We start from the raw sequence: 15,861 nt of genomic DNA, 5'->3' as shown, positions 1-15,861 counted from the left end.
CACACGATATGTGCGTTTTCTTGTAAAAAATTGCTGTCCGACGATTTCATGCCCGGCTAACTGGCATTATCGTTTGACCTATCTTCGCCACACGGATAGAGTGCGGCATCTGAGGACGTTTGAACCTATGCAGCCCTATCACTTCAAAACCCTGCGTGCCCGCTTGACCGCCCTGCTGGTATTGCCGGTAGTCCTTATCCTGCTGGTCGCCGGTGTTTCAGTTTTCATCTATGCCCGCAATCTCATGCTCAGGCAATGGAACGAAACGGTGATCCTTCAACTCAAACGGGCAGCCCACGAAATCGAGATGCGGCTGTCGCGTCCGGTGGGCCTGATGGAGATGTTCTCTCAAAGCGGGTCGGACACCCCGGACGCCGGTCTTCTCGAAGCAATCGTGCACAAACTGGAAACCCTGCCGGGAGTAGTACGGGTGAACATCGGTTGGCATGCCCCATCTTCCGGTGGGCACGGCCGCGGTGGCATGCAGAACATGATGGGAGGCGGACGCTACATGCGATTCCATCGGGGTGCATTTGTGAAAATTTCTCCACCGACAATCGATGAGCACATTGGTGCCCACACCGTCAGCGTAAGCATGGTCCTCCTGGATGCCTATGACACACCCGTCGGCAACCTGGAAATTGTCATCAAGTTCGATTTTTTGATGGCGGATATCTCTTCTGCGCCCTGGTGGCAAAACGCCAATGCCTGCATCGCCGATAAGGCGTCGGGAAAGATCGTTTTTGCCAGCGGCCGGTTGCAGGAGAGAATGAAGTTGGGCGAAACCGGCGACCCTCTGGAGGGCAGACTGCTGGAGGAGATCGACAGGGATGCCGTCGGAACCGTCTGGGGGCCCGGCATGCCGCCGGAACGGATAGCGGGTTTTCGCAGCCTCGACACGTTTCCCTGGGCGCTGGTGGTGTTTGCCGACGGTAAAACTATCTTGGCCCCCATCATCAACTTCAGAAATGGATTCATCCTCGGCGCATTCGCGTTGGTCCTTCTCATTTACGGTATTATTCGCATCAACATAGATCGCATGTCCGGGACCATCAAGGATCTCTCCGAACGCGCAGTAACTGTTGCCGCCGGTAATTATGAAGAAAAAATCGCCGTGGAATCACATGATGAAATCGGACAGCTGGCCACCAGTTTCAACACCATGATCGACGGGCTGAGGGAAAGGGACACGATCCGCAATACCTTTGGCCGTTACGTGGACCCGGATTTCGCACGGGCCCTGCTGGAGCATCCGGAAGCCGGCCGGCTGGGCGGTCGGCAGCAGGAAGTGGCCATCCTCATGGCCGATATACGCGGATTCACTCCCATGGCCGAAGACCTCTCTCCGGAAAAGACCATCGACGTGCTCAACCGGTATTTTTCAGCCATCATCCCGCTGGTCCAGGAACACCGGGGCATCATCGTCGATTTCATCGGCGATGCCATCCTGGCCTTTTTTGAACCGGTTGACGAATCCATCGAGGCGGCGGCCCATCGGTGTGTCCAGTGCGCCTTCGACATGCAGGCGGCGATGGATCAGCTGAACCGCGAGCTGGCCGAACTGGATCTGCCTGTGCTGAGAATGGGGATCGGCGTCCACAGCGGACTGGTCGTGGTGGGCAATATCGGATCGCAAGCGCGCAAAAAGTATGGTATCGTCGGCGCATCGGTAAATATCACCCAGCGCATTCAGGGGGAGTCGCAAGAAGGGGAAACGGTCGTCTCCGAGCCGGTGATCCGCAAGGTCAAGTCCCGGGTCGCGGTGATGCGTGCCTTCTCGGCAACCCTCAAAGGCGTGTCGTCGCCGATGAAACTATACGCCGTCAATCCGGACGAGAAAACAGAAAGGTGATCCTGTGACAGAAAACCGAACGTTGTGGCTGCAAACCGCAATTCTGGCTGCCGTCAAGGCGGGCAAGGCCATCCTCGACGTGTATGATTCAGCTGACATGGGTGTGGAGAAGAAAGCGGACGACTCTCCCCTCACCCTGGCAGACCGGTGCGCCCACACCATCATCAAGGCGGGTATCAGCGGATTCGGCATCCCCGTGCTCAGCGAAGAGGGGCGCGACATCCCCTTTGCGGAACGCAGACAGTGGCCACGCATGTGGATCGTCGATCCGCTTGACGGCACCAAGGAGTTCATCAAACGCAACGGAGAATTCACGGTGAACATCGCCCTTGCGGAAGGGGGGGTGCCCACCATGGGGGTTATCTATGTTCCGGTGACCGACACCCTCTATTTTGCCGATCACGACCTGGGCGCTTACAAGATCGATGCCTGTCGACAGGGGGGCGGCGAGCGTTCACCAGACGGGACCGACAGTATGGAATCGCTGATGAAAAAAGCGGTTCGGCTGCCCCTGCAACAGGAGAAGGGCCGGCCCTATACGATCATGGGGAGCCGCTCCCACGCCACGCCGGAGTTGGACGCATACGTGGAAACCATGCGGCAAAAACACGGCCAGGTGGCGTTCATTTCGTCGGGCAGTTCACTGAAAATCTGCCTGGTGGCCGAAGGCAGGGCGGACATCTATCCCCGGCTGGGACCCACGATGGAGTGGGATACGGCAGCCGGTCAGGCCATTGCCGTTGCCAGCGGCGCGCAGGTGGTTCGCCATGATGACGGCAACGCCCTGGCCTACAACAAGGAGAACCTGCTCAATCCGTGGTTCATCGTCAAGCGGACCTGAACCCGGGCGGCTCCACAGGGACGCGGCCCAAAGAAAAAACGCTTGACTTCACGAGCCCCGCCCTTCTATATGTAGGGTCACTTTTCGGGCGATTAACTCAGCGGGAGAGTGCCACCTTCACACGGTGGAAGTCACTGGTTCAAATCCAGTATCGCCCACCAAAAACCCCAAGGATTTACAGGTATCAGGCTTGTAAATCCTTTTTTTATGGAAGAAACTGCGGCAGGGTTGATTATTTTACAGAGGCGGGCAAGGTGTGGGACGCCGGGACATCTGGCGATGAATTACCTGATCAAACAGTCGGCGACCAATTCCCAGAGGTATTTAACGGTCAGGTCTTCCATGCCGTAGGTCGCCTTGATGCTGTTGATCTGGCCATGGCAGCTGTGGCACGGCAAAACCAGCATCCGGGCACCCGTGGCTCGGATCTGTTCCATTTTACGGCGGCCATAGAAGATCCGCTCGTCGTTGTATCCGGTTGTCAGCGCACCGCCGCCGCCGCCGCAACAGGTCTGGTGCAGCCGGTTGGGATGCAGATCGACCCAATTCTCAAGGCACTGGTCCATGATCCATCGGGGTTCATCGAAAAAACCGTGACCGAAGCGTTTCTTGGCCCGCCTGCCATAATTGCAGGGATCGTGGTAGGTGGCTTTCACATCGAAACGCCGACGGTCCAATCGAATGCGCCCGCTTTTGATATACTCGATGAGCAGGTCGAACACGGTGACCGTCTTAAATTCCTCCAGGGCTTCGGGAAACCATTTTTGCAGACCATACCTGGTCGCCAGATAGGCGTGCCCTCATTCGGGCCACAGCAGCGTATCGATCTCCAATCGACGCATGTTCTCCACGATGCGCCCGGCCATGATTTTCATGGCCTGATCATCGCCGGTGAAATAACCCCAGCTGGTCCCCTCCCAGTTGTCCGATGCCACGGTCCAGTCTTCTCCGGCGGCATGGAAGAGTTTCCACCACGGCTTGAGGTCCTCGGTGTGGGTGTTGACCAGTTTGTTGTGGATCGTGGTGAGCAGCCGCGCTCCCTTTTTGTCGATGGGAACCGTAAAGCCTTCGAAGCCCGGTTCTTCGGCAAGCTCTTCGGCTACATCTTCCAGGATGAAAACAAAGTCTTCCTTGGGCAGGGAGAGGTTGTTGCCGGTTTCAAGGGCGGCGGTCAGGCCTTTGTATAAAATTCCCGGTACCTGCCGGCCTTCGCGCAAGGACCGGACGCGCCGGGTGATATCGGCGATGTCGATGCCCATGGGGCAAATCTGTTCGCACTTGCCGCACATGGTGCAGATCCAGGGCCAGCGGGATCGGGCCACCTGGTCCGCCATGCCCAACGAGACCATGCGCACCATCTTGCGGGGGTCGTAATCATCGACCCCGGCCACGGGACAGGCACTGGCACACATGGCACATGTCAGGCAGACATCCTGCTCGTAGTGCCAGTCTCTGCAACAGGCTGGATTCAATGATTCCAAGCGGTCCGGTCGATCTTTGGCCATGGCGGTTTTCCTTCGATTGATGGTTCAGCGATCGGTTAAACACAAACAGGCATCCATCGGTCGCCGAATCGGCGGCCGGATGGCGGTTACGAACCGGTGAGCGCCTTGATCCGATGGGCAAACGCGTTGATCATGAGGGTGAATTCGTTGCCCATGTTGGCCGCCACCGAGGAGATGTCCAGCCGGCTGCCGTCCACACCGGCCTCCTCCAGTAAATGACGGACCGCGTCGGCTCTCTTGCGGGCCACCTGATTGCCGATTTCCGACCGGCAGTTGTCGGTATGGCAGGAACACAGCATCACGCCGTCCGCACCGGCCTCAAATGCCGCCAGCAGATGACGGCTGGAAATGGTGCCGGCGCAGGGCACCTCGACAAATTCAACGCCCCCGGGCAGGACATGGCCCGCCAGGCGGGACAATTCAAGGGCCTGGCCGGCCGAGCGCGAGCAGCCGAAAACCATGATCTGCGGCGGGCCTGCCGAAGCGTCTTCGATTGCTACGGGAGTTCTCAGCCGGCGATAGACGTCCGCACCGATTTGCACCCCATCCATCTGGATGGCCCGGGCCGGGCAGCCCGCCACACAGATGCCGCAACTTTGGCAGGCCTCGGTCACCACCGACACATGCGGACCGATGTCAATGGCCTTGTGGGGGCACAGCCGATGACAGGTCAGACATCGCACACAACGGCCCCGGACGATCTCAACCCCTGGCAGGGGCTCAACATCCAGATCCTGCAGGAAGGCCAGCACGCTCAAGGTAACCTGATCCGCGTCGGCCAACTGCTCGTCTGCGGACAGAATCCCACGGGACCCTCCGGCCACGAAGACGCCGCGACGATTGGTGGCGTTGCTCAGGCGATGGACATTGTCGCTCTGGGCAAAACCAAAGCTGTCCTGCCTGATTGCAAGCCTGTGCGCCAACCCATCCAGATGTCCCCCCGGCCCGATGGATTCATCCACGACCATCCAGTCTGCTCTGAGTCTGAAGGGCGTGCGGGTCAATTCATCCAGATAGTCAAATTCAAACCGGTCCTCTGGGTCTGTTTGAATAGTTGGAAAGTGACGGGTGAATTTCAGAAAAATGGCGCCGGCGCGTTTGGCCGCCTGAACCATCGCTTCGGTTCCGTCGGCGGCGACCTTGAGGTTGCCGGTCATAAAGTAAGTGGTCACCCGGAATTGGCTTTGCAGGCGGAGGCAGCCGGCCAGCATCCGCTGGGCGATTGCCGGATGGCTGTCATTTTGCCAGCCATTTAGAAAAACGATGCGCGCATCGTCACCAAACAGTTCTTGTGTGGACTCCCGGTGCATCTTCTCTTCCAGCGAAGAGATGGACAGCACCCGGTGGGCGGGTTCCAGTCCATAAGGCGCATAGTTGGGTGAGCGATGGTCATCTTCGGCAAGGACAATGGCCGCAGCGTGTTGATCGAAAAGCAGCTTTCCGCGTCTCAACTTCAGATCAAAATTTTTGGCGAATCCGCGGCAGTTGTGCAGTTCGATACCGGATAGCCAATGCAGGCTGTCGCTGCGGACGGCTTTTCGGGGTGCATCCTCGCTTGCCGCCAGCCAGGCATGGATGCCATGGTCGTAAAGATTGGCGGCAATCTTCTGTGCGCAGGCACCACTGCCGAAAATCATTACATCCGGCGACCGTGATCCTTTTCTCCGCATGTCGGTATTCGGTTTTTCGTCCATGTCAACTATTTTCCACCTGAATGGAGCGCCGGCGTTGGGAAGAGGGATGCAGTATCATGCGGAAATCGGACATTATCATGATGCCGTCAGGTAGCGGACCATATCAAACACCGCCTTCTCCGCACTGCTTATGCTATCGGCGATCGCCATGGGGCCCGTGACCGAACCGCCTGAAAAGATGCCTGCCGGTGCCGGTTGGCGGTCGCTGCCGTGGCGCGGCAGGAACCCGCTTTCATCTGCGGCCCACTCCAGCATCCGGGCCATGCGTTCATTGTCTCCGGCTGGCAGCAGGCCTACCGACAGCACCACGACGTCAAATACGGATTCTGTAGAGGCGTGGGTTTCCGGGTCGAAGTAGATGACTTCCAATTCATCCGCATCGGTTCTCACCACGTCGCCGGGGATGGCCCTGATCATGCTTATGTTCTCGCGGGCGTTTTGGTAAAAGGACTGAAAATCTTTGCCAAACGTCTGCACATCGATATAAAAGAAGGTGATCTGCGCATCTTTTTGGCGGGATTGAATCAGTCGTGCCATTCTCAGCGACGATCCGCAGCATATTTTCGAACACCAGGGGTGGCCCAGCTGGGCATCCCGGCTCCCCACGCACTGAACAAAAGCAATGCGTCCGGCCGGTCGACCGTCCGACGGGCGTTTCATCACGGTATGTTCGCGCAGCAGCCGCTCCGCATCCAGGCTGGTGATTACATTCGGGAACCGGCCGTAACCATAAGGTTTGTCGCTGGGATTGTAGGGCGTAAAACCGGTTGCCACGAATATGGCATCCGCCCGCATCGTCCCCGACTGTGCCCGGTCAGACAGGACGATGGCTCCTGTCGGGCAGGCTTCCCTGCACAGGCTGCAGGCGGCGTTGTCGAAGAAGCGGCACAGGTCCCGTCGAATGGCTACGTAAGGTCCTACCCGCGGGGCCCGTCCCTGCATGATGGCTCCGGGGACCGGACATTTGGTAAAACAGATGCCGCATCCGTTGCACCGGTCCGCATTCACCAGCGGCGAATGGCTGCAATAGGAGATCTGATAGGGAGTCCGGCCGCTTACGGCTTCGATCTGTGTACCGGTATGGATTTCAACATTAGGATGTCGGACGGCGCGGCGAAGTTTGTCTTCAGCCATGCAGGCGCCGCATTTCACGCAGGCATCGGTGGCCTTGCAATTGAGTTGGACGGCATGGCCGCCGAGAAAAGGCGTTTTTTCAAACAGGGATACGTGCGCCCCCCACCCGGCCAGTGCGTCGGCAGCCGTCAACCCGGCCACGCCGGCACCGATGACGGCGACGTGGGCGCGATCACGGTTCAATGGTTTTCTCCACCCGGAGCGCAATAATGCGGCTGATTGGCTGGGCTTTTTCCAGGGAGCGCCACGTTCCAGGCGGGCAGCAGTCCATCCGTTCCATAGCCGATCTCCTGTCTCTTCAAGTTGGCATGCCGACGGTAATGAGTGGATTGCGATGGAGTATAAACAGATCCAAAAAAAAGTGCAAGTTTGGAGATATGCATAACCATTTTCACGTGTTAAGGTTTTGGCGCCGCCGTGATCGGTGCGCCGGGACACTATTGTTGAATTGGCTTCGTACAGATTGGCATTGCACAAATTCTCTGGTTTTGTATGGTTGGGATTGGTTTGATGGATTTACGGATTTATAAAGCCACCCAATCAACGGCTAACGCCGTTGCTTCATCGTCAATTCAAAGGAAGGCTGATTTGACGACAATTTACGTCGACGCCGATGCCTGCCCGGTCAAGCAGGAGGTCTGCAAAGTGGCCAGGCGATGCGGGCTGAAGGTGATCTTTGTTTCCAACACCAGGATGGGCATACCCGATCCGGGCATATCGACGCTGGTGGTCGTTGACGGCGGCTTCGATGCAGCGGATGATTGGATCGTCGGGCAGGTCTTGCCGGACGATGTCGTGGTCACGGCGGACATCCCGCTGGCCCACCGATGCATCGGCAAACGCGCCCGGGTGATCGGCCCGACCGGCCGGCCCTTCACCGAGGAGAACATCGGCCAGGCCATGGCCATGCGCGAGCTCATGGCCGATTTGCGTCAATCCGGAACGGCCGCCGGTGGACCGCCGCCATTTCAGAGAAAGGACCGCTCCCGGTTTCTGCACGGCCTGGACCAGATGGTTCAGGCGATCAACCGTCAAGGTCGGCATTAGGCGGGCGATCGTTCGATCCGTTTTCCCCTCATTCAACGGCGGGTTCAAGGGAGATGATGGAGACGCAACGAGGACGGCTCGTCAGCACGCCGGTTGAGCATTTATGCTAACGATGCGAGAACACGCATGTCATCCCGATTGAGAGACAGCGCCAGACGCGTGCAGGATTTTCTCACCGCAAAAGGGTTTTCCTTCGAAGTGAGAGAACTCCCCGGCTCCACGCGGACAGCCCGGGAGGCCGCCGACAGTGTGGGCTGCCAGGTGGCCCAGATCGCCAAATCGCTGGTTTTCAAGGATACGCAGACCGGGGAGCCGATCCTGGTCGTCGCTTCCGGTTCCAACCGGGTGGATCTGAAAAAAATCGAGCGGGCAACCGGGATGAAGCTCGGCCGGGCTGATGGGAGCTATGTCAAAGAGAAGGTGGGCTTTGCCATCGGCGGCGTACCGCCGGCCGGCCACAACCGGCCGCTCAAGACCATTCTGGACCCCGACCTGAGGCAGTACGACACCATCTGGGCCGCCGCCGGCACACCCTATGCCGTATTTCAACTCAAACCCGCCGACTTGGAACCGCTGACGGCCGGCAGTTGGGTCGAACTGGCCGGGTGATGGGGCGTCTGGGGAGAAGAAAACAGACGATGAAAAGGACCTGAAATGAAACGAGGCGTGAGACGCATTCTGGCGGTCACGGGAGTGCTGTGTATCGGTCTGGCAGCGGCTGCGGCATGGTTTCTGGCCCAGGCGATGCCCATCGGCACCGGATATGTCGCCAAGTACCTGTGCACCAGCACCTTCCTGTCCAAACGGAATCCGCAGGTGGTTTTTGTCGAAGATATAAAGCCGGTCAACCCGCTGGCCAAACTGGTTTCCTGGGAGATAGACACAGTCGGCCAATCGGTCACGGCCACGGCGTTGAAGGTCTTCCGGTCTAAGGCAATTTTTCGCCAGGGGTGCGGCTGCACCCTGCTGGTCGGGACCACGGAGGCGTCGCTTCGTGAACAAACCGTTTTCAAACCCGGTGCAGGCTCCGCACCGCCGTCGCATGCGACTGCGCTGCCGTGGCCCGAAGGCAATGCAGGGGCCGTCGACCCGTCAACCCTGGGCGTGGACAGCGACCTACTCATGCAGGCCCTGGACCATGCCTTTGCGGAGCCGGGGCCAGACACCCTGCGCCAAACCCGGGCCGTGGCCGTTGTCTATAAGGGACGACTGATCGCCGAACGCTACGCTTCCGGTTTCGGGCCCGATATGCCGCTCCTGGGGTGGTCCATGAGCAAAAGCGTCACCAATGCGCTGGTTGGCGTGCTTGTGCACCAGGGACGGCTGGCACTTGACGACCCGGCTCCGGTTGCCGAATGGCGGTCCGCCGATGACCCGCGCAGGAAGATCACCCTGGACCAGCTGATGCGCATGAGCAGCGGCCTGGCCTTCGAAGAGGTCTACAAGCCGCTGGCCGATGCCACGGATATGTTGTACGGCAGCGGTGACTTCGCCGCCTTTGCCGCCGGCCGCCCCCTGGAGGCCGCACCGGATGACAAGTGGCACTACTCCTCCGGCACGGCCAACATCATTGCCCGCATCGTCAGGCACGCTGCCGAAAAGGAGGCCGTCGACTACTACCGGTTCATCAACGCGTCCTTTTTCAACCGCATCGGCATGGCCAGCGCGGTCATGGAACCCGACCCGTCGGGAACCTTCGTTGGATCGTCGTACACGGTTGCCACGGTTCGTGACTGGGCTCGTTTCGGCCTGCTTTATCTCCAGGACGGTGTTTGGGGCGGAGGGCGGATACTTCCCGAAGGGTGGGTCGCCTACACCACCACCCCCACGCCCAAGGCCCCTAAAGGCGAATACGGCGCCCTGTTCTGGCTCAACGCCGGTGCACCCGGCGACCCCGGCAACCGGCTGTGGCCCCATGCCCCGCGGGATGCCTATGCCGCCCAGGGATTCCAGGAACAGAAGGTTATCGTGATTCCCTCCAAAAATCTGGTGCTGGTGCGCTTCGGGGCCACGGCCCCACGATCGGCCTGGGATACCGATGCCTTCATCGCCGATGTGATCCGGGCGCTTCCCCGATAGCGGCCGGGCCTGCATGGAAACCCTGGCCAATCGATGATGCGGCCTTACCTTGATGATGCGCATCAGACAACACGACCATTTAGAGGTGACATATGAGCAATTCACTCACGCATAAAACCGTCGTCGTCATCGGCGGCAGCTCGGGTATGGGGCTGGCCATTGCCAAAAAATCCTCTCTGTCCGGCGCCCGGGTGGTGATCGCCAGTCGGAGCCAGGACAAATTGAAAGCCGCTGCCGCACAGATCGGCGGCGATGTGCACTGGCAGGTAGTGGACACCACCGACGAGACATCGGTGTCGGACCTGTTCGAACGGCTGGGCGCCGTCGACCACCTGGTGGTTCCAGGCAGTTCGGTGAAGACCGGCACCCTGCGGGAGATGCCCCTGGCCGATGGCCTGTCGACCATGCAGAGCAAATTCTGGGGGCCTTACCTGTGCGCCAAGTACGTCCGGATCAATCCCGGGGGCTCAATCACGTTCTTCTCCGGTATTCTGAGCCGCAGGCCAGGGCTGAACGATGCGGTGCTGGCCTCGGTCAACGCTGCCGTGGAAGCCATGGGCCGGGCACTGGCCAAGGACCTGGCCCCGGTGCGGGTCAACGTGATTTCTCCGGGCATGACCGCCGGTACCGGTGCCTACCTGAAGATGCCGGAAGCGGTCCGGGAAGGGATGTTTGCGGCCATTGCCAAGCGACTGCCGGCGGGACGCGTGGGCCGGCCGGAAGAGATCGCCGATGCTGCGCTGATGCTGATGACCAACGGATTCATCACCGGTATCGTCCTGGATGTGGATGGTGGCGGTCTGATTGCCTGATCGCAAGGCCGGGCGCGACCTGATCCGCAGCACGGCGCCCGATCCGATGCGCGTTGCTTGTTTGCCTGCCGCTACCGATCCTCCTTCGGCTTGACTTTACCGGCAGACACTCTATTATTGAACCTGAAGGTTTGCTCCCTGCCGTTGACAACCTAATTATAGCCCATCGAGGTACATTTATGTTCTCCCACCTTGATCCCGTATTCCTGGCGCGTGCCCAGTTTGCCTTTACTGTGGCCTACCACATCACTTTCCCGGCGTTTACCATTGGCCTGGCCAGCTGGCTGGCCGTGGTGGAATGGCGCTGGCTCAAAACCGGCAACCCGCTCTACGAGCAGATTTACCGCATGTGGGTCAAAATTTTTGCCGTGACGTTCGGCATGGGTGTGGTCACCGGCGTGGTGCTGTCCTACCAGTTCGGCACCAACTGGTCGGTTTTCGCCGACAAGGTGGGCAATGTGCTCGGGCCGCTGCTGGGTTACGAAGTGCTCACGGCCTTTTTCCTGGAAGCCTCTTTTCTGGGGATCATGCTCTTCGGCTGGAACCGGGTGAGCAGGAAGATGCACTTTGCCGCCACGGTGATCGTGGCGGCGGGCACCCTGATTTCGGCCTTCTGGATCCTGTCCGCCAACAGCTGGATGCAGACCCCGGCCGGTTTTCGCGAGGGCGTCGACGGCCTGCTTTACCCCACCGACTGGATCCAGGTGATTTTCAACCCCTCGTTTCCCTTCCGCTTCATCCACATGGTCACGGCAGCCTACCTGACCACGGCCTTCGTGGTCGGCGGCATCGGCGGGTATTACCTGTGGCGCGGCCTGCACGTGAAGCACGCCCGGATCATGCTGGGCATGGCCATGATCATGGCCATATTCGTGGCACCCATGCAGCTTGTTTTTGGCGACCTGCACGGCCTGAACACGTTCGCGCACCAGCCGGCCAAGGTGGCGGCCATGGAGGGTATCTGGGACACGGAAAAGGGCGCCGGCCTGAGGCTTTTCGCCTGGCCGGACCAGATCGAGGAGCGCAACCGTTTTGAGATCACCATACCCAAGCTATCCAGCCTTATCCTCACCCACGACCTGGACGGCGAGGTCAAGGGGCTCAAGGCCTGGGCCAGAATAGACCGCCCACCCGTGGCCATGGTCTTCTGGACCTTCCGCATCATGGTGGGGCTGGGCATGCTGATGATTGCCACCGGGCTGATTGCGTTGGTGCTTCACTTCAAAAAGCAGCTTTTTACCACCCGCTGGTTTCACCTGTGGTGCGTGGCCATGACGCCGGCGGGCTTCGTGGCCGTGGTGGCCGGCTGGTTCGTCACCGAGGTGGGCCGGCAGCCGTATATCGTATTCAACGTCCTGCGCACGTCGGAAACCATCTCCCCGGTGGCTGCGGGCCCCATCGCCATCTCCCTGGCCGCCTTCGTGATCACCTACGGCCTGGTCTTCACCGCCGGGGCCTATTACATCCTGAAGCTCATCGGCAAAGGGCCGGAAACCACCGAAGAAGACACCTATGGAAGCCACGGCGTGAAGCAACCGCCCCTGGTAACGGACCTGGCGGCTGGGACAGGAGGGAAAGATGTTTAGTTTCGAGAGTTTTCTGGATCTGCCGCTGGTCTGGTATTCACTGATCGGAACGGCCATTTTTCTGTATATCCTGCTGGATGGCTTCGACCTCGGCGTGGGCATCCTGTTTCCCTTTGCCCCCACGGACGCGTGCCGGGACCGCATGATGAACTCCATCGCCCCGTTCTGGGACGGCAACGAGACCTGGCTGGTGCTGGGCGGCGGCGGGCTGTTCGCCGCCTTTCCCCTGGCCTACGCCATTCTCATGCCGGCGTTTTACATCCCCATCATCCTGATGCTGCTGGGTCTGATCTTCCGCGGGGTGGCCTTCGAGTTCCGCTTCAAGGCCACCGGAAAATCCAGGCGGATTTGGGATTACTCCTTTCACTTCGGATCCCTGGTGGCCACCTTCATGCAGGGCATGGTGCTGGGGACCTTCGTTCACGGTATCGCCGTGGAGGGCCGCAACTTCAGCGGCAGCGCCTTCGACTGGCTGAATGCCTTCAGCGTCATGACCGGTGTAGCCCTGGTGACCGGCTACGCCCTGCTGGGAGCCACCTGGACCATTATGAAGACCGAAGACGACACCCAGGCATGGGCGCGCAAGTGCGCCATCTACGTGATGGTATACGTAGCCCTGTTCATGGGCCTGGTCAGCCTGACCATGCCGCTGATGAACAGCGACATCAAGGCGCTGTGGTTCAGCCTGCCCAACTTCTACTTCCTGCAGCCCATGCCGATCCTGTCGGTAGTCTTTTTCGTCATGCTCTGGCGGGACCTGCGCACCGAGCGTGAATACCGGCCCTTCTTTCTCACCCTGGGCATATTTCTGATGAATTACATCGGCATCGGCATCAGCACCTGGCCCTGGCTGGTACCTTTTAAAGTGACCCTCTGGGATGCGGCCGCCGCACCCGAATCCCAATCCCTGCTGCTGCTGGGAACGGTGTTCCTGCTGCCCTGCGTCCTGGCCTACACCGGATACTGCTTCTGGGTGTTCCGCGGCAAGGCCTCACACGAACATGATGCGGCTTACTGAAAAACAGCGCCAGTGGCTGTGGTTTGCCGGTCTGTTTGTCGGCGGGATGGCAGGCATGCTGGTGCTGGCGGGGGTCGTGCGGTTCATGCTGGGAATGAATCTGTAAGTGGTGCACATGCCGACGGTCGCTGAAAATCAGGTGCTGGCGTTGCTGGCCAAGCAGTGGGATTACACCGGACCACCGGTAATCTTCAGCCGCCGACCTGTCGCTTCCAAAACGACACCTCCTTTGCCTTGAGCGCTTTGCGGCGATCCGGATGGAGGAACCACTGGTAGACGTCCTCTTTCATGTCGAGCGGCCCACCGAGGATTTTTTCTTCGATCAGGGAGAGTGCCTCGATGGACTTGTCGCATACGGGGTAGCCTTTTTCGTCCAGATCGATTGAAGGGGTGTAAGAGACCCCTGAGATATTGTTGATATCCACCAGGCGAATGCCGCCGCTGACGGTGATGATCAGGTTGCCCGCTCCGGCCAGGTCAGGGATATGTCCGGCTTCGCTGATCATCCGTTTGATTTGGTTGATGAACCGGTAGCCCTTTTGCCTGACCGTTTCGATCCAATGGCCTTTGGATAAGCTTAACGGGTTGCCCTGACAGCTAAAATTCTCGTACAGCGCCGGCAGCAGGTCGGTCGCGCCGAGAACGGTCCACGGATCCACTATCTGACCCGCGACGTATTCCTGGAATCCGCAAAGCATCAGGTCACGGCCTTCAGGCCTCTGGTAATCAACGATGCATTCAGTGGAGCGGGCCATGAAATCGGGTGCCAGATAGCGCTCGACGATTTTAACCCGGCCGATTTCAAAAAGCGCGTTTTCGAGGGTTTTCAGACGGGCCCGAAAAATGCGAAACATCCGGCGCGGCGTGGCTTTGGGAAAGCACCGCACGCCGGCGATCATCTTCCCGTTCTGCTCAACGTTCACATCGGACGGGTCCAGAACCTCCATGATGTGTGAGCGAAGGCCCTGCCTATAATGCCTCCTGAACACAAACGGCGCGGATGACCGGACGAAGTTCAGTGCGGTGACATCCGCATGGCTGATCGCTGACCGGTTCCTTATGTCTTCACGCATATCTACCTTCCAAGGCTACCAAAAAGATGGGAACTGCTGATCCGGAAACCGGGCCCGGTATAGACCGGATAATGCGTCCGGTCGATGGGATTTCCAGCCGTCAGCATAACCCAAACCCACCGTGGCGCACAATTCATTTGCTGCCGCTCGTGCGGGAAAAGCGGTGTTTTCTTGACCCAGGCTGCCATTTTTTGGCTTTCAGACAAACAGTCAATTGGTCATGCAGTGATAGGCCAAACCCACCGTCAATTCTTGTATGATTTTTATTTAATAATAAATACAATGTGTTGAAGCTTTGCTGATTCCCAGCCCGGGAGACCCTTCAGAACCGGGTGCGCCTTGAAGATTCCCAGCCGGTGAATACTGTTACCGTACGTGCTTTTGACCGTTCAACATTGAATCGATAACCCGAGAGGTGAATTATGAAGATCAACATAAAATGTTTTGCAACGCTTTCCAATGACGATACCTGCCGGCACGACCGCCCCCGAGCCATATCCTTTGCCGGCGACCATGCCACTGTCGGTAACCTGATCGACGAGGTAGGGGTTCCCGAAGCGGAAATCGCCACCGTGTTTGTCAATGGCAGGCGGTCAGGACACGACGCCCCGCTGTCAGATGGCGACCGTGTGGCCTTTGTCCCCGCTGTCGGTGGAATGTAGGCGGTCCTATTGTTGTGGAGGTCGGCAACCGTATGGTCAATAGAACGACGGATGAGAATCAAAAAATGGTGCAGACCGTCGAGCAACGGGCCGGTGCGGGGCATTCGGAGATCGTGGCCGGTTGGCAGTCGATTCTGCAGGACATGCTGCTTCGAATGCAGCCCTTCCTGAAAACGGGGTCGATTGTCACCTTCCAGCAGCTGCTGCCGAACGAAAAGGTTTTCTTCAAGCGCCTGTCTGACGACGTTCCCGTGCCAGCGGTGGTCCAGGCCTTCTACCTGCCGCCCAGTGTTCGTCACCAGATGATGGGCGGCCAAGCCGGTGCCAACAAGCAATTAGGCCTTTCGGATGCTGGGGTACTGGTGGCCAGCAGGGTCGACAACTATGATGTCATCGTCAATGCGCTCTTTGCCCTCGCCGGCTGCACACCGGCGGTGGATGTATATGAACGGGGACATCTGCTGGCCGGATATCAATACGCAAGTATCGATGCGTGCCGGTTCGAACTCGGCATTGTGCTGAAGCGGCATCTGCTCAAGTAAAGCATGCGTCATCAAC

The 15,861-nt window shown here is 59.0% G+C and carries 16 protein-coding genes and 1 tRNA gene; 12 read left to right on the top strand and 5 right to left on the bottom strand.

The genetic code is table 11. The features are described 5' to 3' along the window. Positions 1 to 127: 127 nt before the first annotated feature. The 3 genes from ACZCED_RS04785 to ACZCED_RS04775 all read left to right on the top strand — a co-directional run bounded on the left by ACZCED_RS04785 (position 128) and on the right by ACZCED_RS04775 (position 2,854). A complete protein-coding gene (locus ACZCED_RS04785) occupies positions 128 to 1,852 on the top strand; it encodes an adenylate/guanylate cyclase domain-containing protein (RefSeq protein WP_464860316.1) in 1,725 nt (574 codons plus the stop codon). 4 nt (positions 1,853 to 1,856) lie between these two features. Next, positions 1,857 to 2,693 carry a 3'(2'),5'-bisphosphate nucleotidase CysQ gene (cysQ, locus tag ACZCED_RS04780; RefSeq protein ID WP_464860315.1) on the top strand — a complete coding sequence of 279 codons (837 nt, stop codon included), beginning with the start codon at positions 1,857 to 1,859 and terminating at the stop codon, positions 2,691 to 2,693. Positions 2,694 to 2,779: 86 nt separating this feature from the next. Beyond that, a tRNA-Val gene (locus ACZCED_RS04775) sits at positions 2,780 to 2,854 on the top strand. 123 nt (positions 2,855 to 2,977) lie between these two features. Here ACZCED_RS04775 and ACZCED_RS04770 read toward each other — a convergent pair. The 4 genes from ACZCED_RS04770 to ACZCED_RS04755 form a co-directional block, all read right to left on the bottom strand. Further along, on the bottom strand, positions 2,978 to 3,415 hold the full coding sequence (locus ACZCED_RS04770) for a heterodisulfide reductase-related iron-sulfur binding cluster (protein ID WP_462970911.1): 438 nt from the start codon (positions 3,413 to 3,415) through the stop codon (positions 2,978 to 2,980). A 78-nt stretch (positions 3,416 to 3,493) separates the two neighbouring features. Continuing rightward, positions 3,494 to 4,198 (bottom strand): 4Fe-4S dicluster domain-containing protein, encoded by a 705-nt coding sequence (locus ACZCED_RS04765; protein WP_464860314.1) that lies wholly within the window; start codon positions 4,196 to 4,198, stop codon positions 3,494 to 3,496. A gap of 86 nt (positions 4,199 to 4,284) precedes the next feature. Further along, entirely contained in the window at positions 4,285 to 5,892 is a 1,608-nt protein-coding gene (locus ACZCED_RS04760) for a hydrogenase iron-sulfur subunit (RefSeq protein WP_464860313.1), read from the bottom strand. Positions 5,893 to 5,967: 75 nt separating this feature from the next. Next, positions 5,968 to 7,209, bottom strand: coding sequence for an NAD(P)-binding protein (locus ACZCED_RS04755; RefSeq protein WP_464860312.1), 1,242 nt, complete (start codon positions 7,207 to 7,209; stop codon positions 5,968 to 5,970). Between the two features lie 405 nt (positions 7,210 to 7,614). Here ACZCED_RS04755 and ACZCED_RS04750 point away from each other — a divergent pair, with 405 nt between their 5' ends. From ACZCED_RS04750 to ACZCED_RS04720, 7 genes are all read left to right on the top strand, one after another. Then, positions 7,615 to 8,073 carry a YaiI/YqxD family protein gene (locus ACZCED_RS04750; RefSeq protein ID WP_462970915.1) on the top strand — a complete coding sequence of 153 codons (459 nt, stop codon included), beginning with the start codon at positions 7,615 to 7,617 and terminating at the stop codon, positions 8,071 to 8,073. A 126-nt stretch (positions 8,074 to 8,199) separates the two neighbouring features. After that, positions 8,200 to 8,682 (top strand): YbaK/EbsC family protein, encoded by a 483-nt coding sequence (locus ACZCED_RS04745; RefSeq protein ID WP_464860311.1) that lies wholly within the window; start codon positions 8,200 to 8,202, stop codon positions 8,680 to 8,682. A gap of 45 nt (positions 8,683 to 8,727) precedes the next feature. Beyond that, on the top strand, positions 8,728 to 10,152 hold the full coding sequence (locus tag ACZCED_RS04740) for a serine hydrolase domain-containing protein (RefSeq protein ID WP_464860310.1): 1,425 nt from the start codon (positions 8,728 to 8,730) through the stop codon (positions 10,150 to 10,152). A gap of 92 nt (positions 10,153 to 10,244) precedes the next feature. Further along, positions 10,245 to 10,964 (top strand): SDR family oxidoreductase, encoded by a 720-nt coding sequence (locus tag ACZCED_RS04735; RefSeq protein WP_462970918.1) that lies wholly within the window; start codon positions 10,245 to 10,247, stop codon positions 10,962 to 10,964. Between the two features lie 179 nt (positions 10,965 to 11,143). Beyond that, complete coding sequence (locus tag ACZCED_RS04730) at positions 11,144 to 12,550, top strand: cytochrome ubiquinol oxidase subunit I (RefSeq protein ID WP_464860309.1); 1,407 nt, start codon at positions 11,144 to 11,146, stop codon at positions 12,548 to 12,550. Beyond that, a complete protein-coding gene (gene cydB, locus ACZCED_RS04725) occupies positions 12,543 to 13,568 on the top strand; it encodes a cytochrome d ubiquinol oxidase subunit II (protein WP_464860308.1) in 1,026 nt (341 codons plus the stop codon). The genes ACZCED_RS04730 and cydB overlap by 8 nt, the downstream gene beginning before the upstream one ends. Beyond that, positions 13,552 to 13,674, top strand: coding sequence for a hypothetical protein (locus ACZCED_RS04720; protein ID WP_464860307.1), 123 nt, complete (start codon positions 13,552 to 13,554; stop codon positions 13,672 to 13,674). Before cydB ends, ACZCED_RS04720 begins: the two co-directional genes overlap by 17 nt. Before the next feature lie 85 nt (positions 13,675 to 13,759). On the opposite strand, the gene ACZCED_RS04715 is transcribed toward ACZCED_RS04720, so the two are convergent. Next, the gene (locus tag ACZCED_RS04715) at positions 13,760 to 14,641 is read right to left on the bottom strand and encodes a hypothetical protein (protein WP_462970922.1); all 882 of its coding nucleotides are present in this window, start codon (positions 14,639 to 14,641) and stop codon (positions 13,760 to 13,762) included. A gap of 422 nt (positions 14,642 to 15,063) precedes the next feature. Between ACZCED_RS04715 and ACZCED_RS04710 the strand changes: the two genes are divergently transcribed. Together ACZCED_RS04710 and ACZCED_RS04705 are read left to right on the top strand one after the other, a co-directional pair. Continuing rightward, positions 15,064 to 15,303: a MoaD/ThiS family protein gene (locus ACZCED_RS04710; protein WP_462970923.1), complete on the top strand. Its 240-nt coding sequence runs from the start codon at positions 15,064 to 15,066 to the stop codon at positions 15,301 to 15,303. Positions 15,304 to 15,335: 32 nt separating this feature from the next. Next, the gene (locus ACZCED_RS04705; RefSeq protein ID WP_462970924.1) at positions 15,336 to 15,845 is read left to right on the top strand and encodes a hypothetical protein; all 510 of its coding nucleotides are present in this window, start codon (positions 15,336 to 15,338) and stop codon (positions 15,843 to 15,845) included. The last annotated feature ends 16 nt before the right edge of the window (positions 15,846 to 15,861 follow it).

The organism is Desulfosarcina sp. (genome assembly GCF_055467485.1).
Note: the sequence above shows the minus strand (reverse complement) of the source record. Positions and strands in the feature narration are given on the sequence as shown.